Raw genomic sequence first — 23,764 nt, forward strand, 5'->3', positions numbered from 1 at the left:
TTCCGTTTAACGGCAGGCCCCCCGGTGGGAGTGAAACTTCTTGAAAATCGCTGTCCAGAAGTTCGGGGGTACTTCCGTTGCCGATGAAACAATACGCCAACAGGCCCTTCAACGGATACAAGAAGCTGTAGCCGAAGGATATCGCGTCGTCGTGGTCGTCTCCGCCATGGGACGTAAAGGAGCGCCCTATGCGACGGATACACTGTTGTCGCTGATTCCGCCGGTTGAACTGCCGGAACGGGAGAAAGACCTGCTCTTAGTCTGCGGGGAGATCATCTCCGCCGTCGTCATGACAGCAAGTCTTCACCAAGCGGGCATTGACGGGGCCTGCCTGTCCGGTTGGCAGGCGGGGATCATCACATCGAGCCATTTCGGTGATGCCCGTATTATTCGGGTGGAAACGGAACGGTTATCGATGGAATTGCAGCAACGGCCTGTTGTGGTCGTCGCCGGCTTTCAAGGTATGGATGAAAAAGGTGAGATCACCACGTTAGGCCGTGGCGGCAGTGATACCTCTGCCGTTGCTATCGGAGCGGCTCTAAAGGCGGACGTCGTTGATATTTTTACCGATGTGGAAGGGATTTACACGGCCGATCCGAGATTGGTCACGGATGCCAAAATTTTGAACAAGGTGACCTACCGGGAAGTGAGCCAGTTAGCCTTGGAGGGAGCCAAAGTCATCCATCCCCGAGCTGTGGAAATCGCCATGAAACATCGCCTCGCTCTTCGGGTGCGCAGCACTGAAAAAGCGTCGAAAGGGACGTCTATCGGCGGGACAAAAGATATGGCTGGTGGAACGATGGATTTCTGCAGCGGCCGCCTGATCACCGGCATCGCTCATACAGCACCGATCACCCAAATCAAGATCGATATCTCGCCGTGGCCCGACCCTCGAGCCATCAGTCAACAAGTATTCTTGGCGATGGCTGATGCGGGCATCAGCGTCGATTTTATCAATGTGAGCCCGAAAGTGGTCATCTTCACTGTTCCCGACGAGGTCACGGCGAAAGCGACCCGCGTCCTGGAAGAACAGGGCCTCTGCCCGGAAGTGCACCAAGAATGCGCAAAAGTGGCTGTCGTAGGCGTGAACATGACCGGTGTTCCCGGCGTCATGGCTCAAATCGTCGTGGCTTTAAACCGAGAGAACGTGCAAATTCTCCAGTCTGCCGATTCCTATACCACCATCTGGTGCTTGATCCGGGCAAGAGACTTGGCGAAAGCATTGAACGCATTACATCGGCAGTTTTGCCTGGAAGCAGAAACAGGTCAAACATGTTACCCTTAAAACTGTTGAAAAGGAGCGAGAAAGGATGGACTTTGGCAGATTAATCACGGCGATGGTCACGCCTTTTAACGACCGCCTGGAAGTGGATTACGACCGGGCGGCCGAACTGGCCAACTATCTGGTGGATACGGGGTCTGATGGCATTGTCGTCGCCGGAACCACTGGAGAATCACCAACTTTGAGTAAAGAAGAGAAATTAAAGCTCTTCGCCACCGTCGTGGAAGCCGTAGGAAACCGGGCCACCGTCATCGCCGGCACAGGATCCTATAACACAGACGCTACAATCACCTTTAGCCGGGAAGCGGAAGCGACGGGTGTTCATGGTCTGCTGCTCGTCGGACCTTATTACAACAAACCTCCTCAAGAAGGCTATTATCAGCATTTTGCCGCTGTGGCCCGGGCCACCAAGCTGCCGATTATGCTCTATAACATACCTGGACGTACCGGTTCCAATATTCTTCCCAGCACTGTGGCCCGGTTGGCTGAATTTGAAAACATAGTCGCTATCAAAGAAGCGGCGGGAAGCTTAGATCAAGTGAGTGAATTGACCCGTCTCTTGCCGCCCGCTTTTAAAATTTACTCCGGTGATGATTCCTTGACGCTGCCCATGATGTCCATAGGCGGCCACGGCATCGTCAGTGTGGCCGGTCATCTTATCGGGAAAGAGATCCAAGGGATGATCACTGCCTTCCTCGATGGAGATACCCGTAAAGCGGCTCAACTGCACAGGGAACTCTATCCAATCTTCAAAGGTATCTTTATCACGTCCAACCCCATCCCGATCAAAGCGGCCTTGAATATGCTGGGGCAACCGGTTGGCGGAGTTCGCTTACCCCTTGTTTCCGCCAATGAAGCAGAACTAGAGGCTGTGCAAAAAATGCTGAGCCAACATAATCTGTTGAAAAGCAACGAAGTGTCCACTGTCGCTTAAATATACAAAGCCACTCTTCTTATGGAGGAGTGGTTTTTTTGTTTTATTTAATGGATCAGGGAAAACTTGTATCTAGAATTTAAAACTTGTATAATAATAAAGCATGGGTTGTACGGTTTGGTTTTTCAGGTTTTACGGTGGCGGCGGGGCCGGAATGAGTAAAACCTCGACAAAGAAATCGGAACAAATCCCTTCCAAACGAAAGCGGGAGGGCCTTTTTGTTATGCAATATTTAGGAGGGTTGCTATGAACGCAGGGGATAAAGTGAATATCATCCCCTTGGGCGGTCAAGGCGAGATCGGAAAAAATATGACGGTCATCAAGGTCAACCAGGAGATCCTGGTCATCGACTGCGGGATCATGTTTCCGGAAGACGAGATGCTCGGCATCGATGTGGTCATTCCCGACATTACTTATCTCCTCGAGAATAGAGATCAGATACGCGGGATCATCCTGACCCACGGCCACGAAGATCATATCGGCGCTTTGCCCTACATGCTCAAGGAACTGGCCGTTCCGGTCTATGGCACGAAATTGACACTGGCGTTGGCGGAAAACTACCTACGGGAACAAAACATCCCGATCGCAGCGCCCTTTTATACGGTAAAGCCCCGGGAGACAGTACAGATCGGATCTTTTACGGTCGAATTCATTCGCATGTGCCACAGCATTCCCGATCCGGTCGCCGTGGCCATTCACACCCCGGCCGGAACGATTTTGCACACGGGCGACTTTAAGTTTGATCAGACGCCTGTCGACGGACAGCCCGTCGACTACTTTGGTTTAGCCCAACTAGGCAAAAAGGGTGTACTAGCCCTCTTATCGGACTCAACAAATGCCGAAAAACTAGGTGTGACGGCATCGGAAAAAGCGGCCCACAGCCGGCTCGACGAAGTCTTTCGCCTTTCCAAAGGTCGGATCATCGTTACCACCTTCGCGTCGGCCTTATACCGAATCCAGCAGTCTTTTTGGGTCGCTGCCAAATACGGACGCAAGGTCGTTGTCGTCGGAAAATCCATGCAAGATGTGGTTCAGGTGGCTCTTGCCAACGGTTACTTGGAAATCCCGCCGGGAGTTTTATCTACGGAAGAAAAGTGGGACAACATCCCCTACGAAGAATTGGTGCTGCTGACGACGGGCCACCTCGGCGAACCCTTGTCAGCGCTTTCACGGGGCCCCTGGACCGATACCCGGCTGAGCAACTATCGTCCCGGAGATACGGTGATCATCTCGGCCAGCCCCGTCGCCGGGAATGAAATACTCGTTTCCCGGACGATCGATACCCTCTGCAAACTTGGTGTAGACGTATACCATGAGGCATCAGGTGCGCATATATCGGGACATGCCAGCCAAGAAGAACTGAAGATGATGCTCAATTTAATCCGGCCCAAGTATTTCATCCCTGTACAGGGAGAGTACCGCATGCTCATTCGCCACGCTAAACTGGCCAAGGATGTGGGCATACCGGAAGAAAACACCTTTATCCTGGAAAACGGCCATGTCTTAGAACTGACCGCTAAAAAAGCGGCCCTCGTCAACCGCGTCGCCGCCGGCCGCGTTCTTGTGGACGGTCTAGGTGTCGGTGATGTAGGCAATATCGTCCTTCGTGACCGTCGCCAACTGTCCCAAGACGGTATCCTGATCGTTGTCGTCACCATCAGCAAAGAGTCTGGACAAGTTGTGGCCGGACCGGATATGGTCTCCAGAGGTTTCGTCTATGTTCGCGAAGCGGAAGAACTGATCGAAGAGGCGAAGGTCAAAGTGCGCCAGGCTCTGGAGAAGTCAGGCGAACGGCGCGTCACCGAATGGGCGGCCATCAAGACGAACGTCCGCGATGTCCTATCGAAGTTCCTCTACGAAAAAACACGTCGGCGCCCGATGATCCTGCCGATCATTATGGAAGTGTAATTGAAGGTAATAGGCGAATGGTTCCTCCTTGTTCGGTCCAAACTATCAAAATGAAGGAAATAATCGGCCACAAGGAGGACATCGCCTAGTTATGGTAGAACAATTTGAAGAAACACCTGATATGGATGTCGAAACAGAACCGCAAGGTCCCAATCCCGGCGGAGCAGAAACAGCGCCGCCCGATGCTGATAAAGCACGGGGACGGCGCATGGACACCTTAAAAGAACTCGGGGAGACGGAAGTTCCTTCTGTAAAAAGCAATATCCACTGTTTGACCATCGTCGGACAAGTGGAAGGGCACATGATCCTTCCCCCACAGAATAAGACGACCAAATATGAGCATATTCTTCCGCAATTGGTCGCCATTGAGCAGAGCAAGGATATCGAAGGCGTACTGATCATTCTGAACACCGTCGGCGGTGACGTGGAAGCAGGCTTAGCCATCGCCGAAATGATCGCCAGTATCTCTAAGCCCACCGTGTCGATCGTGCTCGGAGGGGGACACTCCATCGGCGTTCCCATCGCCGTATCGGCTGATTATTCCATGATCGCCTCGACGGCGACGATGACGATACATCCCATTCGCCTCACCGGATTGGTCATCGGTGTACCGGCGACCTTCGAGTACCTTGAGAAGATGCAAGACCGCGTCGTCGCTTTTGTGACGCGAAACTCTAAAGTTTCCGCCGAAAAATTCAAAGAACTGATGTTTAAGACGGGTGAACTGACGAGGGATATCGGTACGGTCGTCGTCGGTAAGGAAGCTGTCGAATGTGGACTGATCGATGCCGTTGGCGGAATCCACGAAGCCGTCAAAAAGCTGAACGAATTTATTGAAGAACGGAAAAACCAAAAGGGGCTGTTGCAATGATCCTGTACACCCCTCTTCCCATGGAAATGGTTTTAAAAGGGTTGGAATCGGACATGCCGACCATGTCCATCCTCTCCTATAAAGGTCGAACCGTGATGGGCTATAAAATGGGAGACGGTCGCTATGAATTGACCCGCATATTGAGCACCGACCCGAAAGATTTTTTACAACCGGACTTTCAGCCGGGGAATCAAATCTCACCGGATTAGCGTGGAATCCTGTTTTCAAAAGCCACCCCTTGGGGATGGCTTTCCTTTGTTCCAGACATCTTTTACTTGCAAGGTGATTAGATTTGGCTAACATGTTTGAACAACTTAAAGAAGACCTCAAGTATGAGATGGTTGGCTTGGGGATTATGGCTTTGGCTGTATTCTGCATCGTCAGCCTCTTCACGGTGAACAGCAGCCCATTAACCCTATCTTCCGCTGGTGCCGGAGCTGTCGGCCAGTTTTTGGTCAACGTCCTCAGCATCACAGCCGGTCAGGGGAAGATCATGCTGCCCTTGTTTTTAGCGTACTTCGGCATCATGGTCATGACTCAGCGGGCAAAACTGATCATCGGTAGGAAAGTCGTCGGATTGACCTTTGCCTTCATCATCGTGCTTACCTTTTTGCACTTAGGTCTTTCCTTGGAAGGGACCGATTGGCAAGCCGGTATGGACGGGAAGGGCGGCGGCATCATCGGTGCGTCCATGGCCATCCTGTTCAAAACGCTCTTTGGGGTCATCGGTACATACATCATCTTGACCACACTCATCTTGGCCGCTGTCCTCTTTACCTTTGAAGTGTCTCTCGTTCAATTGGTGGGCACTGTCGCCGCCATCTTCTTCGAAGGTTTTCAACGGTCCCACGCCTCCTTGAGTAAACTGCTCTTCACCGTAGTGGAAGAGGAAGAGCCGGTTCCGAAGAAATCCGTAGAAAAGAAAAGCCGTCGCAAGAAAACAGAAGAGAAAGCTCCTGATCCGACGGAAACGGACGAAGTGCCTTTGGTCATCATCGATCATGAAAAAAATACCCCCGACTGGCTCACCCAAGTGGACCTGTCCAATCCAACGCGTTCAGGATCTTTTGCAGAGACCGTCGCTGAAGATGAGCCCTTGCCGCCGCACCAGGAGGAGAGAGAGCAGAACTCTCTTGATGATGCGGTGCCGGAAGAAGCCCCTACTTTTGTCGTTCTCAGCCATGATGACAACCCCACCGAATTTCCCGAAGAACCCGATTCCATGGAAGACACCTTAGTGGAAAAACTCTCCCGATCGCCACAAGGCACTGATGAGGCCCAGGACCAGTCGGCCGCTGGAGAAAGGGGCCCTAATCAGGCGGGAAACGGGGCACCTCACGATCCTTCTTACATGGTTGAAGAGTATATGTTGCCGCCGTTGAGCCTTTTAAACCGGTCTTTGCGCGTAAAGAGTACCCGCCTCAATCAAGATATCACGGAGAATGTGCGCATTTTGGAAGAGACCTTGGAGAACTTCAACGTGCGCGTCAAAGTGACTCAGGTCAGCCGGGGACCGGCCATCACGCGCTATGAAGTTTCACCAGCCCCTGGTGTAAAAGTATCGAAAATCACCAATTTGGCCGATGATATCGCCTTGTCCTTGGCTGCCGGCGCCGTACGGATCGAAGCGCCCATCCCGGGAAAAGCGGCCATCGGCATCGAAGTGCCGAACAAAGAAGTGACCCCCGTTACTTTTCGGGAAGTCTTGGAGTGTCCCGAATTCCAACAGTCTGCATCGAAGCTGACCATTGCCTTGGGCAAAGATATCGCGGGCACACCGATTATCTCGGACCTGTCCCGGATGCCCCATATGCTCATCGCTGGTGCCACCGGCGCCGGTAAGAGCGTATGCATGAACACCCTCATCAGCAGCATCCTTTTCAAGGGAAAACCGAACGAAGTGAAGTTTCTCATGATCGACCCGAAGATGGTCGAACTGACTCAATACAACGGCATTCCCCATATGATCGCCCCGGTCGTAACCGATGCTAAGAAGGCGGCCACTGCCTTAAAGTGGATCGTCAGCGAGATGGAAAACCGCTATGAACTCTTTGCCGCCTCCGGTGTTAAAGACATTACCCGCTACAATCAGTTAAAAGCCCAGGAATGTCCCGACGAACCACAGCCAGCTTTACCCTATGTAGTGGTGCTGATCGACGAATTGGCCGATCTGATGATGGTGGCCGCCGTCGATGTGGAAGATGCCATTTGCCGCCTTGCCCAGATGGCCCGAGCCGCCGGCATTCACCTGGTCGTAGCGACGCAGCGTCCTTCCGTGGATGTCATCACCGGTATCATCAAGGCGAATATTCCTTCACGGATCGCCTTTGCCGTCTCTTCCCAAATCGATTCCCGTACGATTTTGGACCAAGCAGGGGCCGAAAAACTACTCGGCCGCGGCGACATGCTCTTCTCGCCCGTCGGGGCGAACAAACCCATCCGTATGCAAGGCTGTTACGTCTCCGATAAAGAAGTGGAAAACATCGTCGAATTTTTAAAAAACCAAGGCTTGCCTGAGTACCAAGAAGGGGTCATTCAAGCGCAGGAGCAGACCGAGACCCATGAAGAGGAAGAAGATGAACTCTTTGTGGATGCCGTGCGCATTCTCCTAGACAGCGGACAAGCGTCTATCTCCATGCTACAGCGACGCCTGCGCGTCGGTTACGCTCGGGCCGCTCGACTGATCGACATCATGGAGCAGCGTGGTATTGTCGGTGGCTATGAAGGCAGCAAACCTCGGGAACTGCTCATCTCACGAGCTGCCTTTGAAGCGAAATACGGAAGTGCCAAAAAGACAGGGAGCTAAACCGTGGAAAAGAAAGTGGGGGACTGTGCAAGTGAACCGCCTGAAGACCTTATTTCTCTTTACGATCATCTTGAGTCTCTTGTTAAGCGGATGCCGCAGTACCCCGACCAGCCCTGTAGAAACGGATGAAGAGACCGGCGGAGGACCCGTCCCTGTTCTTGTCGGTGCCATTCTGGCGCCGGCAGACTCAGCAACAGCAACGCTCAATCCCAAAGTGACAGAGGCTGTGCGCAGCGTTAAAACACGCCTGGGTGTACATAAGCAGATCGTCACCACCAGCGATTTTCTTAGCACAGAAGAGGCTTTGCGATACTTTGGGGAAAATGAAGCCCGAGTGGTACTGATCGCTGACCCGGCCTATAAAGATATCTTACCTTCGGCGGAGCAAACCTACCCGAAGACCAAATTCCTCTCTCTCACCCCGGGAGACGTACAAACCGGCAGCAACCGACTGGCTGGTGCCTACCTTGTAGGAGCCCTGGCTGGAGCTATCTCACCAAACGGAGCCATCACTGCCCTATTTACGGCTGGTGACACTCAGGTTGCAGTCGTGGAAAAAGCGCTGCGAACAGGGTTAGCAGAAACAAATAAGAAAGCCGTCCTGACCAGGGCCGTCACTGGCGAAAACATCCCCTTGACAGGTGATGTGCTCATTTCTACTGTCAAAGACACGTTGCCAGTGATGACAGCAAGCTTGACCGGTACCAACGTGGGGATCGCCTTAGTCAACGCCAACGAGCCAACCCCCTCCGGAATCTTTGTCGTCGAAAGCGGTTATTTGGACACTGACATCCTGCCTCAGTTGGAAAGCATTCTATCCGGGAAAGATGTAAAAAATCTCGGTAAAACCGGTTGGAACCTCTATATTGCCGGGCCGGGAACGACTCCGAGCGGACCCGCCGTAAAAAGACCCTTATCTTCAGAAATAAACGAAAAAATGATGCCTCTTTTACAAAAAGTTGAACAAGGCCAGATAGACCTCGCGGGATTTTGAACTTTTTGACAGGTTATGACTCCAAATGATATACTAATGTTAGAATGTCATTAAAAAACGTAGAAAAAGCGACGATATGATGCTAGTGATTTGAAAGGGAACTCATGAGGGCAAACTCGGAAATCCCCTTGTCGATCGAAAAGGTCTTAGCGGGCCAATACGGTCCGCTCATTGATGTCCGTTCGGAAGGGGAATTTGCGGAAGCGACGATTCCAGGTGCAATCAATGTACCTCTTTTTAATAATGTTGAACGAGCCCGTGTGGGCACTCTCTACCGTCAACAAGGGCCTGAACCGGCTCGGCAACTCGGTTTAGAACTGGTCAGTCCGAAACTTCCCGATATCTGCCGGCGTGTTCAAGCAGCAGCCGGAACTGGGCCGGCTGTGCTCTTTTGCTGGCGCGGCGGAATGCGCAGCAAATCGGTAGCGACTGTGCTGAACCTGATGGGGCTGGAAACGTACCGGCTCGAAGGTGGATACAAGTCTTTTCGACGTTTCGTCAATGAATACTTTGAAAAGATGGTCCCCTCCTTGCGGCTAGCTGTTCTTCACGGCAATACAGGCGTGGGCAAGACGGAGATTTTAACTGCCTTGGAGCAGCGAGGAATAGGGACGGTTGACCTTGAATCGCTAGCGGAAAACCGGGGCAGCGTCTTTGGTCATTTAGGTTACTCGTCTATACCGAGCCAGCAAACGTTTGAAGGCCGGCTCGTCATGGCGCTGGAAAAGCATCGTGACAAGCGGGGAATCGTGCTGGAGGGGGAGAGCCGTCGCATCGGTCGCGTGGTTTTGCCTCAAATCTTTTATAAGCAGATGCAAACGGGGGACCATATTCATGTATATGCGTCACGGTCTTCCCGAGTCAAACGCCTCGTCGACATCTATGCCAAGCTGGGACAACCTCATGAATTGACGCAAGCCTTGCTTCGATTAGAGCAACGGCTAGGTAAAAACAACGTGTACTATCTCTGCGAAGCTGTTGAGCAGGGTGCTTATGCGTCTGTGGCGGAAACGTTATTGAAGGACTATTACGATCCCTTATACGGTTACCCCAACGGTCCCAGCCGCCGGTATCACCTGAGTATTGATTCAACATCGGTCGAGGAAGCTGTTGACCTGATCGAGACATATATGACGGCACGTTATCGAGTATGAGAGGAGGATTTGAGATGTCGAACCTTGGGCTTGTCCTCAAACAGGCCAGGGAACAGAAGCAGCTCAGCCTCCATCAGGTGGAGAACGAAACCAACATTCGCTTGGCTTACCTGATGGCGCTGGAAGACGGTAATTATGATGAACTGCCGGGCCGTGTGTATGGTATCGGCTTTTTGCGCAGTTATGCCAAATATCTCGGACTCGACCCGGTCCCGCTCATTGCAGAGCTAAAACACGACTGGAAAGATACGGTCGAAGAAGCGCCCGCCGCAACGACGGAGGAGGAAAAAGACTTCTCCGGGCCTAAGACGAGCAATACCGTCAAATTGGCTGGTTACGGCTTAGCTGTCGCCGCTGTTGCCGGCTTGATCTTCCTCTCGGCGAACTTGCCTAAAGATAACCCCGGACCACCGGAAAAGCCTTCGCTGCAAGCGGAGAAAGAGCCGACCAAGGAAAATACCCCATTGACAGTGAACGCTAGCAACTCTAAGCAAACACCGTCCCCTTCAGCGTCTCCGGAAAGTCCTGCCAATGGCGACCCCCAAGCGAACCGCACCGATACTACACCTACAACGGCCACAGACGAATCGGCCTCCAAGTCGGCGGAAGCTCAACCAGCTGCATCGATCACTCCGGAGACCCCTCTGGCAAGTCAAGCGCCTGCGACGGATGGTGTAGCCGTCACGTTCCGCATCGTTCAAGATCGCTGTTGGATGGCGGTGACACAGGATGATGTTCCCGCCTATACGGGCACATTGTCCATTGGAGAAACGATGACCTTTACCGGGAAAAACAAGGTCTATATCCATGCGGGAAATGCTGGTGCTGTGGAAGTCATCTATAACGGTCAAAATCTAGGCACCCTCGGTGATTTGAATAAAGTCGTCACAAAAGAGTTTGTGCGCTCGTAAAAAAACCCGGGGACCTTTACCCCGGGTTTTTTTAATGGATACCTTACATTAGACTCGTCAATGCGAAAGGAGTTCGGGTTTTGTGGCTAAAGAAGCGTCCTTTGATATCGTATCTCAGGTGGATATGCAGGAAGTGACGAACGCTGTTCATCAAGCGTTGAAGGAAATCGAAAATCGCTTTGACTTTAAGAACAGCAAAAGTGAAATTCGCCAGGACGATAAAGGCATCACCCTGGTTTCCGATGACGACTTTAAGCTAAAAAACGTCGTCGATATCCTGGAAAGCAAGATGGTAAAGCGCGGGATTTCCCTGCGCGCTCTCAAATACGGGAAAGTGGAATCAGCCGCCGGTGACACAGTCCGTCAGCAGGTGGAATTGGTACAGGGAATCTCCAAAGAAAAAGCGAAAGAGATTACCAAACTGATCAAGGACAGCAAGATCAAAGTTCAAGCCCAGGTCCAGGGCGATCAAGTTCGCGTCGTCGGCAAGCAGCGCGATGACCTGCAGGCTATCATCGCACTGCTGAAAAAAGCCGATCTGGACATTGAACTGCAGTTTATCAATTTCCGCTCCTAGCTTACGTAAAGTACTCGATCAAGGCATCGGGAAAGCGCCTGACGATGGCATCCCGCATTTTGGCCTCCATATCCTTGGCCGTTTCGACGGGATATACATACTTGCCCATGCCGTATTTGCCGTATTTCATCTTACGGTCTTCCTCGACCATCGGTAAGCGCGAATGGGGGAACCGATCGAGGATCACCTTTTTAGCGCGGCTGGTAAAGCGGTGCTGGATCAATTCAAAAGAGACCGGGTGTCGAAGGGGTTGGACGAGGTCCAACTCCTTTTTTAATGTGTCTAAGACTTGTTCGTATTCGTCGAGCCAGCCTGGATAGACCATGATCGGAGCGATGATAAAACCTAAGGGGTAGCCGGCACCAGCGACCTTTCGAGCCGCCTGCAGGCGTTCGTCGACAGATGGTGTCTTGTGTTCAAATTCCTGAACCACCTTGGCACTGTTGATAGAGAAACGGAAGCGACAGTGGTCATTATGCCTGGCTTTTAACAGAGGATCGACGTGGGTGAACTTGGTAACGAACCGAAGGCGCCCTTGTTCCTGTTCGCCGAAAAACTCGATCGTCCTGTACAGCGATCCGGTCAAGTGCTCTACGCTCAAGGGGTCGCCTGAACTGGCCACCTCAAAGGTCGTTATGTGGGGGGCTTTTTCCAGGATCAGCTTTTCCGCTTGTTGCAGCATTTCTTCGACATTCACATAGACGCGCAGATAAGGCCGCTGCCCTAGGGTCGTCTGCAGATAGCAGTATTCACAGTGGCCGGGGCAACTGGTCATCAGGGGGAACTGGTAGTCTGCCGAGGGGCGGCAGCTTTGAAAGCGCATATCCTGTTTGACCCCTACGACGAGGGTCTTTTTCGCTTGGGCGTATTTCTGCTGGGGCGTCTCGCCGGGCAGGCCGGTGACCCGATTATGGGAAGGAATTTTCCGGGTCGGAATGGCCTTTTCCCGGCAGAACTCCATGAGATGTTGGCCCAAGGGAAATGTTAAAGCTTCTTCCTCAAATAAAGCCCGCTGAGGCAGATACAACTCCTGCAAGAGGGACACCTCCCAGATTAGCATTCCCCGGTGGTGTCCTGTTAACGGGTAGGTTACAACAAAAGAGTAGATTAGAACCAGCGAATCGGTTTAGCAGCAGTTGAGGTATATTCCCGGCTAAAATGGCAATACAGACACTACGTTAAAACGACATAAAAAAGCGGCGAGTCCCTCGACTGTGAGAGGCTCACCGCTTTCAAACAGTAACTAAATTACAAGAGAGTTGTAATAAATTGCAACTAAAACTTGATCCCCCGATAAGGATTGATACCGTCACAGGTTAGTATGGCTGTGTACATATCGGGCCGGCGATCCCGGAAAATCCCCCAGGAGGTGCGCATCTGGGCGATTTCATCGAGGTCGAAAGTGGCGGTGAGGACAGTCTCCGTAAGGCGATCCGCCTCAGTGACTTTCTTACCGCACGGGTCTGAGATGAAAGAGGAGCCATAGAAGTTGATTTCCGACTTTCCAGAAGACTCACGGCCGATGCGGTTCGAAGCGACGACAGGGACTAAATTAGCGGCGCCATGGCCGAGCATGCAGGTTTGCCAGTGGGCCTTCGAATCATAGTCAGGCTGTTCCGGTTCCGAGCCGATCGCTGTCGGGTAGAGGAGGATTTCGGCGCCCATGAGGGCCAAGCAGCGGGCCGCCTCCGGGAACCACTGGTCCCAGCAGATCCCCACACCGATCTTTCCGTACCGCGTCTCCCAGACTTTAAAGCCCGTATCGCCGGGATTAAAATAGAACTTCTCTTCATAGCCGGGACCGTCAGGGATATGGGTCTTACGATAAACACCTAGAATGGTGCCATCGGCATCGATCATGGCAACCGAGTTGTAGCGGGCGTTATTTTTCTTTTCAAAGAAGCTGATCGGCAGAACCACGCCCAGTTCCTGGGCTACTTTTTGAAAATGAAGTACGGCCGGGTTCTTTTCGGTCTCTTTGGCCAGATCATAATACTCGGGCAGTTCTGTCTGGCAGAAATAAGGTGCCTCAAAGAGCTCCTGCAGCAGGATGACCTGTGCCCCTTGGGCCGCCGCTTGACGGACCAGGCTCTCCGCTTTTTTTATGTTATCGTCCACATCCCAAGTGCAGCTCATCTGGGTGGCGGCAAGGGTTATCTTACGCAATGGATACACCTCATCCCATCATTGATCTAGGAAAATAGGTTTTTCGGGGGATATTTTTATCGGGGCATTTGTTGGGTGGCACAGTGAACGTTGCCGCCGCCCATCAAGATAAAGCGGCTGTGAACTTTATAGATCTCGCGATCGGGAAAGACCTTGCCTAGTGTTTCAGCGGCTTTCGCGTCCGTTTCAGCGCATTCACCACCGAAGACGGGCAAGATGATCCCACCGTTGACGAAATAGAAATTGATATAGCTGGCAGCCATGCGATCTCCATGATGGTATAAGGCAGGAGGCTGTTCGATCGGAATGATCTCAAATTTTCTACCTTGTGAGTCAGTGGCTTGCCGGAGAATCTCCAGGTTTTCTTGGTTGGTGGCATAGTTGGGATCGTCCAGGTCATTGCAGACCTGGATGAGCACCACTCCAGGACGAGCGAAACAAGCTACATTATCTACGTGGCCGTCTGTATGATCGCCATAGAGACCGGTTTTCAGCCAGATAACTTTTTCGACGCCTAAATACTTCTCCAGTTCACCCTCCAGGTCGGAACGGCCCATATGGGGGTTGCGGTTTGGATTTAATAGGCATTCTTCTGTCGTCAACATGGTACCTTCACCATCGACATGAATCGATCCGCCTTCCATGATGAAAGGGGCATTGAAGCGGCGAACATCGAGATGATCTAAGATTTGCGGCGCCACTAAGTTGTCTTTTTCCCAGGAGAATTTACCGCCCCAGGCGTTAAACTGCCAGTTGATGCCGGCTACATGGCCTTGCCCGTCGATGACAAAAGTGGGGCCGTTGTCACGAATCCAGGAATCGTCATAGTCGAGAGGCATTATATCGACAGCGGGATCGCAAAGTTTGGCCGCATCACTGACCAACTCAGGACGGACGATTAAGGTCACCGGTTCAAACTTGGCGATGGCATTGGCCACTTCGGCATAGGCCTTACGGACATCTTCCAATTCGTCAGGCCAGGTCTCTTCGCAAACTGGCCAGGTAATGAAGGTGCGGGCATGAGGTGCCCACTCTGGCGGCATACGAAATCCGAAATCCTTCGGGAAATCCATGGAATCTTCTCCTTCATTCGCTGAATTTTTCCGACTCATTATAGCATGAAGCTAGTCCTATCGCATTGTTAAAAAAGACGACCTGAAAAAATCAAAAAGCTACTGTCGAAGCCAAACATTAGGCTGCCTTGATAATGTTCATAGATGATATATTTCCACTCAGTCCGTTCCAGATGCCCTTCTAGCCGAACAAGGTGAAATATCATAATCAGTCCCAAAAGAATCCAAAAGTCCCGATTCAAAAAAAGGGGAATATGGGAGCTTCGAAGAATTTCTCCTTTATTATAGAATTTCGCGAGCAATCGCAAAACTTTCACAAGTATCATAACTTATAACGCTAACATTTCAACATTTTAATCCCAGATAGATTTTACATCATTTTTGCACGGAGACAAGCCATCTGAGCAAGTAGGGGGAGAGTCGATGAGCGGTCGTTCCGTTCATGTGTTATTGCTGATCTTGGTGTTGTCTGTCCTTGTTTGGTCCGGTGTTCAGCCACAGGATCGATTCACCTGGGTCTTGGAAGTTCTGCCAGCCATGATCGGCATGGTCGTCCTCGCTGTGACCTACCGCCGTTTTCAATTCTCTACGTTCTGTTATTGCCTGATCGCGGTCCACATGATCATCCTTATGGTGGGAGGTCATTACACGTATGCCAAGGTTCCTCTCTTCGACTGGATCCGAGATAGTTTAGAGTTGAGCCGGAACCACTATGACCGGATAGGCCACTTTGCCCAAGGTTTCATTCCAGCCATCATCGCCCGGGAGATTCTTTTGCGTTTGTCGCCGCTGCAGCGGGGAAAACTGCTAAACCTGCTCATCATCTCCGTCTGCCTGGCTGTCAGCGCCTTCTATGAACTCATTGAATGGTGGGTCGCTTTGGCGACAGGAACTGCCGCGGAGGCTTTTTTGGGGACTCAGGGAGATGTATGGGATACGCAGTGGGATATGGCCCTAGCCTTGTTCGGAGCGCTTATGTCCACACTGGCTCTCGGAAAGGTACATGACTGGTCTATGGAGCGGGTGAAGGCAAATGACAGTTAGCCGAATGTTATAAGAGCGCCGCCCTATGGGCAACCCTTTTATGTAAAGTAAGACAGAAAAAAAGCCCGCCAGTTAAGGCGAGCTTTTTTGTTAGCTAAGAGATTACCAACGGTTGCGGGGTTGGGGCTGGAAGCAGTCGCGGCAGTATACGGGCTTATCGCCACGGGGTTGGAAAGGAACCGTAGTTTCTTTGCCGCAAGCGGAGCAAGTGACAGGGTACATTTCCCGCTCTTGACGATAACCGCCGCCACGGTTGTTGTTGTTTTGGGCTTTCCGAGCAGCCCGGCACTGGGGGCAACGGCCGGGTTCGTTGGTGAAGCCTTTTTCCGCATAGAACTCTTGTTCGGAAGCGGTAAATTCGAACTCGCAGCCACATTCTTTACAGGTTAACACTTTGTCTTGAAACATAAAAAAACCTCCTCATAATTCGCCCTGTTTAGGGATATCCGTCAAACCTCCCTAGCCAAAGGCGATCGAGAAGATAGCGTTTCACCACATCAGGACTATATACACAGTATACACGGCCAAAGGGATTTTGGCAAGGGAATACAAAAAAGAAAAGAGGCCATTTAAGCCCCAGTATTTTTGTAGATCATAAACCTTAGGATGATGCGATTTCCGAAGATACGATCTCATTTAAGGCGTTCTCAATAAAATCATAGCTGATGATGCAATTAATTCCTAAGCTTTTCAACTTTTCCTGAGGTCCATCACCGATCCTGGTGACCAGTACGACCCGGCAATCGGTTAGCGATTCTACGGAGGTCTTTGCCGTCGGAGGAGGCGCCCCGTCGCAGGAGCAATGGGGGACAACAGGTCTTTTTTCCAAGAAGCGAAAACCTTGATGATCCACCTCAAAAATCAGAAATTCCCGAGTGTGCCCAAAGTGTTGGTTGACTAACTTCCCATCGCTGCTGGCAACGGCGACTTTAATGGCCATGCTTCTAGCTCCCTTCAAACATAGAATTTGGTTGATCTTCAGAGCTGCCCTGAACAACTTGAAACGATATCTGTCTATGCTGGGAAAAAGTGGCGCTTAAAACAAAAAGAGTTCACACCTCGAACAGGAGGTCAAAACTCTTTCTCGCTCAATATGTAACTATGGTGGGCGATAACGGAATCGAACCGCTGACCTCTTGCATGTCAAGCAAGCGCTCTAACCATCTGAGCTAATCGCCCAATGAACTGGTGCGCCCGGCAAGAATCGAACTTGCGCACCTGGTTCCGGAGACCAGTGCTCTATCCACTGAGCTACGGGCGCATCATTAAACTTGGAATAAAATATAATCTATCAAAAAATCATTAGAAAGTCAACCGTAAGAATATTCAGGCCCTCAGAGCCTAATCTTAACAAGTCTTTTACTTCCGTTCTAGAGAAATAATCGAAAGGTGGGCCTCTGCTTAAAAGGCCCACCTTTCATAAACTTATTGGGGCACACTCCCTAGTCCTGTCCTTGTACATCATTAATCCCGTAACGGAAAAAATGATTTTTCAGGTGAGATACGGTCCCTTCGGGGACGCCAAACTCCTGGGCCATCTCCATATCAGACCTGTCTTTGGCGATGCCTTCAACAAACTTATCAAAGTCAATTCCCATTTCATGAGTCAAATCTACGAGACTTTCCCGCATTCCCCAAGGGGCACCTCGCGTCGAGAACTGGGATGTCTCTTGCACTCCTAGCTCACGAGGACGGACCCCCTTTTCAGTGACGTGTCCATATAAGTCTGAACGTCCATCAAGTGCCACCCGAGTCGCACTACCTAGATCTTCCGGGACAAACTTATCCGGAAGTGGTCGTTGGTCGCCTCTTCCTTGTGATCCACCCACGTCGATTCCTCCCTTTGCCGATTCCTCATCTGTAGTATGCAACCTGGCCACGATGCCTATGCCGAAGCAAAAATAAATGAAAAATTTGCCGAAAAAAGAAGGAAAATGCGATTTGAGGTAATATATACGTTTAAATAAAGTAGAAAAAAGTCGAATGGGAAGATTAAGTGGGGGAGTAATATGTCGCCAAAGTTTAATCCAGAAAAATTCATCAGTCCCGGTACGGCTCATCGTTGTTTTGGGATTGAACCGGAAGTTTTAAAACAGCTGGTCGTTGACGGTGTGATTCGCGGAGAAGTGTCCAAGAGCCGCGTTCGCGTTACTGAGGAAGATCTGATTGAAGCCATTGAAAGTGGCACTGTAACCCAATCGTCTCGGTTTTTAGGGATGTATGACGGCAAACTAAAAGAAGTGGCGCCCGGCGTGTACCGAACTGTTGTGTAGGTACAAGGGAGTACTAGCCGAAATATAAGGAAACGCAAAAGAGCACCCCTGCGTCGATGGGTGCTCTTTTGCTTTGGTAGGCCAAAATGGCGGGAAAGATTCGCCATATCTTTTTCCGTCCTTACCGGGGAAAGCTAAGCGCAGAAAATCCTAGAAAGGGCTGGTGACAGTCAGCGTGCGCTTTGACATCATCGTAGTGGGTTCCGGGGCCGCCGGTTTGGCCACCGCCATTCAACTGGCCCGTTACAATCATTCTGTCTTAGTTTTTGACGGGGGAGATGGACGAACATCGTGGGTTCCCAAATACCATAACTATCTTGGTTTTCCCCAAGGCATTTCCGGCAAGGAACTGTTGCGTGTAGGCCGGGAGCAGGCTCAGAACTATGGCGCTGAAATCGTGAAAAGCCAAGTCCTAAAAGCTGAGAAAAAGGATAATGAGGAATTTGTCGTCACCACCAGCAGTGCCGAATACATCAGTCGTCGCTTGGTCTTAGCTACTGGATTGGAGGATAATCAACCGGACATCACCAACAAGTTTGATTTTGCTGGCCGGACTCTTCATTACTGTCTCGATTGCAACGGCTACGAATTCATCGGCCAAAAATCCGCCGTCTTAGGCCATTCCAAAAAGACAATCTACAACGCCTTGGAACTGCTCAACTATACCCATCAGGTCTGTATCGTCACAAACGGTCTACCCTTAGACGGTTATCACGAATACGAGAATCTGCTTAGGGAATATCACATTGACGTACTCACTGAACTGGTCGAACGGTTTATCGGCAAAGCCGGTGAAAAAGGGCGCATGCAAGCTCTACGTTTTACTGACGGTTCTGTCCGGGAAGTCGATGTGGCGTTGTCCACCTATGGCGTCAAAGCGAACAATCAATTGGCCCAGTCTCTGAACGTGGAATGCAACGAAAGCGGCCATGTTGTCGTCAATGAACAGATGGAGACAAGCGTTCCCCATGTTTATGCCGCCGGAGACATCATCAATAAAACTCAGATGCTTGTCTTCGCTACCTGCGAAGGAATCAGAGCGGCCATGTCCATCCACCGTTCCCTGGCTGTGAAGCGGCAACCGTCTACATCATGACAGCACTGGCGATGATACCGAGGCCGATGTATAGGCATAGCACCAGGACACCGACAGCACGGTTGTCTTGCTTGAGTTGCTGTTGGATTTTGACCGTCGGGGTTAAAACATCGAAAAGGTAATAGCCCGCCAAAAGAAAGACGATGCCGAAGAGTCCCCAACCTAAGCATTGACCTGCGCTATCGTTGCGAGTGATCGCTTGGTAGATCACCATCGATAGAGCGATCAGTCTGCCGCCGTTGGCAAGGGCTACGGCGACATTACCCTTGGCAATCTCTGAACTCGTGCGGTAGGCCGGATGCAACAGATCAAAGAGCCGTTGGCTCAACAGCATGGCGAGTGCGCCGGCAACGAAGGTGATTGCAGGAACGACGAGCGGGTGAGCCCACATTTTACTGGATCCTCCTCAAGGGGTACTTTGAGAACATTCGTGGCGATAATCCACACTAAAGGTAACTTTTTTCGACATCTCTTCGCTGTTCCCTTTGCGTCTTGAAGCAAAATCGAAGAAATGACCGGAAAAAGTGACTAAAAAATAGACGAAATAAAGGCGAGTGAAAAAGAGGTGGCATTCCCCGTCCGGAGCGCCACCTTAGGTTCTTCCATAAAAATGTAAAGTTACTGCATTTCAACTTGGTCGTAATCGTCTGCGGAAGAATACCGTTCCATCTGTCTGCGGTACTCTTGTTGCAGTCCTTTAAGTCCGTTGAAAACAGCTTTTTCCCCATAGAGCCAGCGTAACATCCCCGGTACTTCCGATTTGATGGTTTCCACACAGATAGGGTTACCGTTCGCCTGGAGTCGCTGAAGCTGGCGGAAGACAGCAGCTTTAATTTCTTCTGGTGTACTTCCCCAACGGATTCGTTTGTTTGGATTCCAGTTTAGCGGCACCGGATAGGGCGGTTTATTCAGAGAGAGCGAATCGGTCCTTTGACTATTTTCTAAGCAGGCAATACGCTGCCGAAGGCTCTCCGCTTCTTTTTCGAAGCGCTTTAGAGATTCTGCAAGGATATCCGTCAACAAATCTAGCGTTTGTTCTGTCGCTTGGCGATATTGGCGATACTGGTCATCCATACGATCAAGAATGAGTGTCTTTAAAATGGGGGAGGACTCCAATCGGGAGACCAGATCATCTACGTGAAATTCCTGTAATGTACCTGGAGACTTATATTCCTTACCTGCTAAATCGGCCGGTGTAATCATGGCACCAACGAGACCGCGTCTTCCTTTTTTATGATGAACACCGGTAGCCGCTGCTTTTTTCTCTCGTATTTCTGTCGTGTATAACTTGTGAATTTCGTCGGTCATGGTGTCTCCCTTTCCTCTCTTCTTGTTACATACTATAACCGTTTATCGGGAAAACATTAGCTTTTATCAGCGATACGATAGTGCTCAACGATATTTAACAGAATCGATTAAATTTTCAGAAAAATTTTCTTTACTTTCTCCACGAATCGATTATAATAAAGTTCAAACCCGTAAAATCAAATGAAAGAGAATAAAATTATGATAGACGAGAAAAATTTGGGTTGAGAGATGAATTGAGGCAGGAGGTTTGATTGCCATGAAAGTCGAAAAAATCACTGAGGAACGGATTCAAATCCTTGTCTCAGCGGAGGACTTGACGACCCATAATATTGGGATTAAAGAGCTATGGCAGTACACAGAACAAGCTCAAGGTTTTCTTGCAGGTGTCCTTCGAACTGCCATGGAAGAGGGGACCCTGACCGACCTGTCACTCCGGCTTTCCGTAGAAGCCCTAGGATTGGTTCCAGAAGGGGTGGTGCTCATCCTCAAGCGGCAACAGGAAACACCTGCGATTCCCGAACTAGAAACAGAAGGTAGAAAACCCGTTGAAAAAATAGAGGCACCTGTGGAAGAACGGGATGAAGTGGTTTATGTATTTGGGTGCTTTGAGGATGTACTCTCGGCCTGTTGCCGGTTAGTCAGCTTAGGTGTGAAGGACGGCAGTTTGTTCCGTTATGGCGATTCTCTCTATATGCTTCTTTCCACAAAGGAGCTAAAAACGAAGAAAGCCTTTGCCTTGTTAAGCGAGTATGCAGAACGCAGCTCCTATTCACCTTTATTTTTCTCCGAATATGGTTCGGTCATACGGCAACAGGATGCACCCCGGTTTATTGTGAAGACGTTTCACCAGAAAAAGGAATGTTGTGTCGACGTTCGATAAAAATTAAAAAGAACCTCTTGTCAGTGGCTGTCCTCAAGCATATAATTGATCTTGAGTAAAGCAGTCACGATGATGTGACAAATATGAGGCAAAGGCGCCTTCTGTTATAGCGAAAAATTTTTTCGCGATGCATGAAGGCGTTTTTTATTTGTCCAAACTATTACGAGCAAATATGGGAGGTTATGTTCATGGGTTACACCAAAGAAGACGTCCTGCGCATGTGCCGTGAAATGGACGTCAAGTTCATTCGCCTTCAGTTCACCGATATCTTCGGCGTATTGAAAAACGTTGCCATCCCCGTGGAACAACTCGAAAAAGCCCTTGACGGCGAAATGATGTTTGACGGTTCCTCTATCGATGGTTTCGTCCGCATCGAAGAATCCGATATGTACCTCCGTCCCGATCCGAATACCTTTGTCGTATTCCCTTGGCGTCCTCAAGACGGTGCTGTGGCCCGTCTGATCTGTGATATTTACAATCCCGATGGTACTCCCTTCGTTGGTGACCCCCGGAACGTGCTTAAGTCCGTTCTCGCCGAAGCTGCTGAAATGGGCTATTCCATGAACGTCGGTCCCGAACTCGAATTCTTCCTCTTCTTGACCGATTCCGAAGGTAAACCGACCACCATCACTCATGACAAAGCCGGTTACTTCGACATGACCCCCATCGACCTTGGTGAAAACGCCCGTCGCGACATGGTTCTGACCCTGGAGCAAATGGGCTTTGAAATCGAAGCTTCCCACCACGAAGTTGCTGCTGGTCAGCACGAAATCGACTTCAAATATTCCGACGCCCTCGATGTAGCCGACAAAATTGTCACCTTTAAGTTTGTCGTCCGGACCATCGCTCAGCGTCATGGTCTCCATGCTACCTTCATGCCCAAACCGATCTTCGGTATCAACGGTTCCGGTATGCACACCAACATGTCGCTCTTCAAAGACGGCAAAAACGCCTTCTATGATCCCAGCACCCCTGATCAACTGAGCCAAGAAGCGAAGTATTACATCGGCGGTCTGCTCAAGCATGTCCGTTCTTTTGCTGCCGTAACTAACCCGCTCGTCAACTCCTACAAGCGTCTGGTTCCTGGCTATGAAGCTCCTTGCTACGTCGCTTGGTCCTGCCGCAACCGCAGCCCCTTGATCCGGATTCCTGCCAAACGTGGCGCTTCCACCCGGGTCGAACTGCGCAGCCCCGATCCGTCCTGCAACCCCTACCTGTCCCTGGCTGTCTGCCTCAAAGCTGGTCTGGACGGCATTAAAAATCAAATTACCCCTCCTCCTTCTGTGGACGAAAACATCTACCACATGGATGCCGCTCGTCGGGCTGAAGTCGGCATTTCCAGCTTGCCCTCCAACCTGTCTGAAGCTGTGGACGAACTCGAAAAGAACGAAGTTATCAAAGCTGCTCTTGGACCGCACGTTGCGGAGCGCTTCATTGATGCTAAACGGGACGAATGGGATTCCTTCCGTATCTCCGTCCATCCTTGGGAAGTCGACGAGTACCTCGTCAAGTACTAATACTTCGACGGATAGGTGCTTACCCGTTGCTTATCGGCAGGTCTTTCTCCTCAGGAGAAAGACCTGCTTTATTTTTTCAACGTTATATCCAAGTAACTATAACTCGTCTCATCTTGTTGCAAACGAAAAGTCGTTCATTATGTTGATAACATATTTGTTCCTGCACTTATGTTCGGTTCATTCCGGTGTATTTTTGAGTCTTCCGATAAAAAAGCGAAAAAAATATGCGATTGGAAAAAAATGATGGTTGATTTGGCGATGTGGTTATGTCATAATAGCAAACGTCGCCGATACGAAACGGCGAAAAGCGACAAAAAGCTACAAGTTTAGTCGATTTCTGGTCCTTGAAAATCAAACAGTTGTTAAAGCAAAAGCGTGCGAAACCAAAGTCAATATCGGCCCGCGCGAGCGGGACGGACAACTTCTTGAGAGTGGATGACTTCTGTTACAAGAAGCCTTACCTCGATAAGAAACTTTATCAATCAGAGCTTGACTCAAGCTTATCTACATTATTTGTGGAGAGTTTGATCCTGGCTCAGGACGAACGCTGGCGGCATGCCTAACACATGCAAGTCGAACGGAGAATGAAGAAGGTTTACTGGATTCATTCTTAGTGGCGGACGGGTGAGTAACGCGTGGATAACCTGCCTGAGAGTGGGGGATAACAGCCCGAAAGGGCTGCTAATACCGCATAACGTTCCTGGAGGACATCCTCTGGGAACCAAAGGAGCAATCCGCTCTTAGATGGGTCCGCGTCCGATTAGCTAGTTGGTGAGGTAACAGCTCACCAAGGCGACGATCGGTAGCCGGCCTGAGAGGGTGAACGGCCACACTGGGACTGAGACACGGCCCAGACTCCTACGGGAGGCAGCAGTGGGGAATCTTCCGCAATGGGCGAAAGCCTGACGGAGCAATGCCGCGTGGGGGATGAAGGTCTTCGGATTGTAAACCCTTGTCTTCGGGGAAGAAG

The 23,764-nt window shown here is 50.6% G+C and carries 23 protein-coding genes, 2 tRNA genes and 1 rRNA gene; 16 read left to right on the top strand and 10 right to left on the bottom strand.

What is annotated here, in order from left to right; translation table 11 throughout:
• Positions 1–40 precede the first annotated feature (40 nt).
• From dapG to GJ688_RS16195, 10 genes are all read left to right on the top strand, one after another.
• Complete coding sequence (gene dapG / locus GJ688_RS16150) at positions 41–1,285, top strand: aspartate kinase (RefSeq protein WP_155477570.1); 1,245 nt, start codon at positions 41–43, stop codon at positions 1,283–1,285.
• A 25-nt stretch (positions 1,286–1,310) separates the two neighbouring features.
• A complete protein-coding gene (gene dapA / locus GJ688_RS16155) occupies positions 1,311–2,216 on the top strand; it encodes a 4-hydroxy-tetrahydrodipicolinate synthase (RefSeq protein WP_155477571.1) in 906 nt (301 codons plus the stop codon).
• Between the two features lie 246 nt (positions 2,217–2,462).
• Positions 2,463–4,124, top strand: a complete 1,662-nt coding sequence (locus GJ688_RS16160; RefSeq protein WP_155477572.1) for a ribonuclease J — start codon at positions 2,463–2,465, stop codon at positions 4,122–4,124.
• Between the two features lie 91 nt (positions 4,125–4,215).
• Positions 4,216–4,995 (top strand): ClpP family protease, encoded by a 780-nt coding sequence (locus GJ688_RS16165; protein WP_155477573.1) that lies wholly within the window; start codon positions 4,216–4,218, stop codon positions 4,993–4,995.
• Complete coding sequence (locus tag GJ688_RS16170; RefSeq protein WP_155477574.1) at positions 4,992–5,204, top strand: YlzJ-like family protein; 213 nt, start codon at positions 4,992–4,994, stop codon at positions 5,202–5,204. The genes GJ688_RS16165 and GJ688_RS16170 overlap by 4 nt, the downstream gene beginning before the upstream one ends.
• A gap of 92 nt (positions 5,205–5,296) precedes the next feature.
• Positions 5,297–7,801, top strand: a complete 2,505-nt coding sequence (locus GJ688_RS16175) for an FtsK/SpoIIIE family DNA translocase (RefSeq protein ID WP_235911052.1) — start codon at positions 5,297–5,299, stop codon at positions 7,799–7,801.
• 31 nt (positions 7,802–7,832) lie between these two features.
• The gene (locus GJ688_RS16180) at positions 7,833–8,795 is read left to right on the top strand and encodes a type 1 periplasmic-binding domain-containing protein (RefSeq protein ID WP_155477576.1); all 963 of its coding nucleotides are present in this window, start codon (positions 7,833–7,835) and stop codon (positions 8,793–8,795) included.
• Positions 8,796–8,899: 104 nt separating this feature from the next.
• A complete protein-coding gene (gene mnmH / locus GJ688_RS16185; protein ID WP_155477577.1) occupies positions 8,900–9,949 on the top strand; it encodes a tRNA 2-selenouridine(34) synthase MnmH in 1,050 nt (349 codons plus the stop codon).
• Between the two features lie 14 nt (positions 9,950–9,963).
• Positions 9,964–10,860: a helix-turn-helix domain-containing protein gene (locus GJ688_RS16190; RefSeq protein ID WP_170292083.1), complete on the top strand. Its 897-nt coding sequence runs from the start codon at positions 9,964–9,966 to the stop codon at positions 10,858–10,860.
• A gap of 82 nt (positions 10,861–10,942) precedes the next feature.
• The gene (locus GJ688_RS16195) at positions 10,943–11,437 is read left to right on the top strand and encodes a YajQ family cyclic di-GMP-binding protein (protein ID WP_170292084.1); all 495 of its coding nucleotides are present in this window, start codon (positions 10,943–10,945) and stop codon (positions 11,435–11,437) included.
• A 1-nt stretch (position 11,438) separates the two neighbouring features.
• On the opposite strand, the gene splB is transcribed toward GJ688_RS16195, so the two are convergent.
• The 3 genes from splB to aguA form a co-directional block, all read right to left on the bottom strand.
• Complete coding sequence (gene splB, locus GJ688_RS16200; protein ID WP_407928960.1) at positions 11,439–12,482, bottom strand: spore photoproduct lyase; 1,044 nt, start codon at positions 12,480–12,482, stop codon at positions 11,439–11,441.
• Between the two features lie 230 nt (positions 12,483–12,712).
• Positions 12,713–13,603, bottom strand: coding sequence for an N-carbamoylputrescine amidase (gene aguB, locus GJ688_RS16205; RefSeq protein ID WP_155477580.1), 891 nt, complete (start codon positions 13,601–13,603; stop codon positions 12,713–12,715).
• Between the two features lie 56 nt (positions 13,604–13,659).
• Positions 13,660–14,676: an agmatine deiminase gene (gene aguA, locus GJ688_RS16210; protein WP_155477581.1), complete on the bottom strand. Its 1,017-nt coding sequence runs from the start codon at positions 14,674–14,676 to the stop codon at positions 13,660–13,662.
• A gap of 423 nt (positions 14,677–15,099) precedes the next feature.
• Between aguA and GJ688_RS16215 the strand changes: the two genes are divergently transcribed.
• Positions 15,100–15,720, top strand: a complete 621-nt coding sequence (locus tag GJ688_RS16215) for a DUF2238 domain-containing protein (protein WP_155477582.1) — start codon at positions 15,100–15,102, stop codon at positions 15,718–15,720.
• A 102-nt stretch (positions 15,721–15,822) separates the two neighbouring features.
• Here GJ688_RS16215 and GJ688_RS16220 read toward each other — a convergent pair whose 3' ends face one another.
• The 5 genes from GJ688_RS16220 to GJ688_RS20825 all read right to left on the bottom strand — a co-directional run bounded on the left by GJ688_RS16220 (position 15,823) and on the right by GJ688_RS20825 (position 17,549).
• Positions 15,823–16,128, bottom strand: coding sequence for a zinc-ribbon domain containing protein (locus GJ688_RS16220; RefSeq protein WP_155477583.1), 306 nt, complete (start codon positions 16,126–16,128; stop codon positions 15,823–15,825).
• 193 nt (positions 16,129–16,321) lie between these two features.
• Complete coding sequence (locus GJ688_RS16225) at positions 16,322–16,660, bottom strand: NifB/NifX family molybdenum-iron cluster-binding protein (RefSeq protein ID WP_155477584.1); 339 nt, start codon at positions 16,658–16,660, stop codon at positions 16,322–16,324.
• 162 nt (positions 16,661–16,822) lie between these two features.
• Positions 16,823–16,899: transfer RNA gene (locus GJ688_RS16230), tRNA-Val, on the bottom strand.
• 7 nt (positions 16,900–16,906) lie between these two features.
• Positions 16,907–16,981, bottom strand: a tRNA-Arg gene (locus GJ688_RS16235).
• Positions 16,982–17,162: 181 nt separating this feature from the next.
• Complete coding sequence (locus tag GJ688_RS20825) at positions 17,163–17,549, bottom strand: hypothetical protein (RefSeq protein WP_235911049.1); 387 nt, start codon at positions 17,547–17,549, stop codon at positions 17,163–17,165.
• 180 nt (positions 17,550–17,729) lie between these two features.
• Here GJ688_RS20825 and GJ688_RS16245 point away from each other — a divergent pair, with 180 nt between their 5' ends.
• Both GJ688_RS16245 and GJ688_RS16250 read left to right on the top strand, forming a co-directional pair.
• Positions 17,730–17,993, top strand: coding sequence for a hypothetical protein (locus GJ688_RS16245; RefSeq protein WP_155477585.1), 264 nt, complete (start codon positions 17,730–17,732; stop codon positions 17,991–17,993).
• 163 nt (positions 17,994–18,156) lie between these two features.
• Positions 18,157–19,089, top strand: a complete 933-nt coding sequence (locus GJ688_RS16250; RefSeq protein ID WP_170292085.1) for an NAD(P)/FAD-dependent oxidoreductase — start codon at positions 18,157–18,159, stop codon at positions 19,087–19,089.
• Here the strand turns inward: GJ688_RS16250 and GJ688_RS16255 are convergent.
• A complete protein-coding gene (locus GJ688_RS16255) occupies positions 19,079–19,480 on the bottom strand; it encodes a DUF350 domain-containing protein (RefSeq protein WP_155477587.1) in 402 nt (133 codons plus the stop codon). The two genes, GJ688_RS16250 and GJ688_RS16255, sit on opposite strands and share 11 nt — an antisense overlap.
• 227 nt (positions 19,481–19,707) lie before the next feature.
• Entirely contained in the window at positions 19,708–20,397 is a 690-nt protein-coding gene (locus tag GJ688_RS16260) for a hypothetical protein (protein WP_155477588.1), read from the bottom strand.
• A gap of 256 nt (positions 20,398–20,653) precedes the next feature.
• On the opposite strand from GJ688_RS16260, the gene GJ688_RS16265 reads away from it, so the two are divergent.
• The 3 genes from GJ688_RS16265 to GJ688_RS16275 all read left to right on the top strand — a co-directional run.
• On the top strand, positions 20,654–21,277 hold the full coding sequence (locus GJ688_RS16265) for an adaptor protein MecA (protein ID WP_155477589.1): 624 nt from the start codon (positions 20,654–20,656) through the stop codon (positions 21,275–21,277).
• 188 nt (positions 21,278–21,465) lie between these two features.
• Positions 21,466–22,794, top strand: coding sequence for a type I glutamate--ammonia ligase (gene glnA / locus GJ688_RS16270; protein ID WP_155477590.1), 1,329 nt, complete (start codon positions 21,466–21,468; stop codon positions 22,792–22,794).
• Between the two features lie 512 nt (positions 22,795–23,306).
• Positions 23,307–23,764: ribosomal RNA gene (locus GJ688_RS16275) — 16S ribosomal RNA — on the top strand; the annotation flags it as partial.

The sequence above is a fragment of the Heliobacterium mobile genome, assembly GCF_009720735.1.
GTDB lineage: Bacteria > Bacillota > Desulfitobacteriia > Heliobacteriales > Heliobacteriaceae > Heliobacterium > Heliobacterium mobile.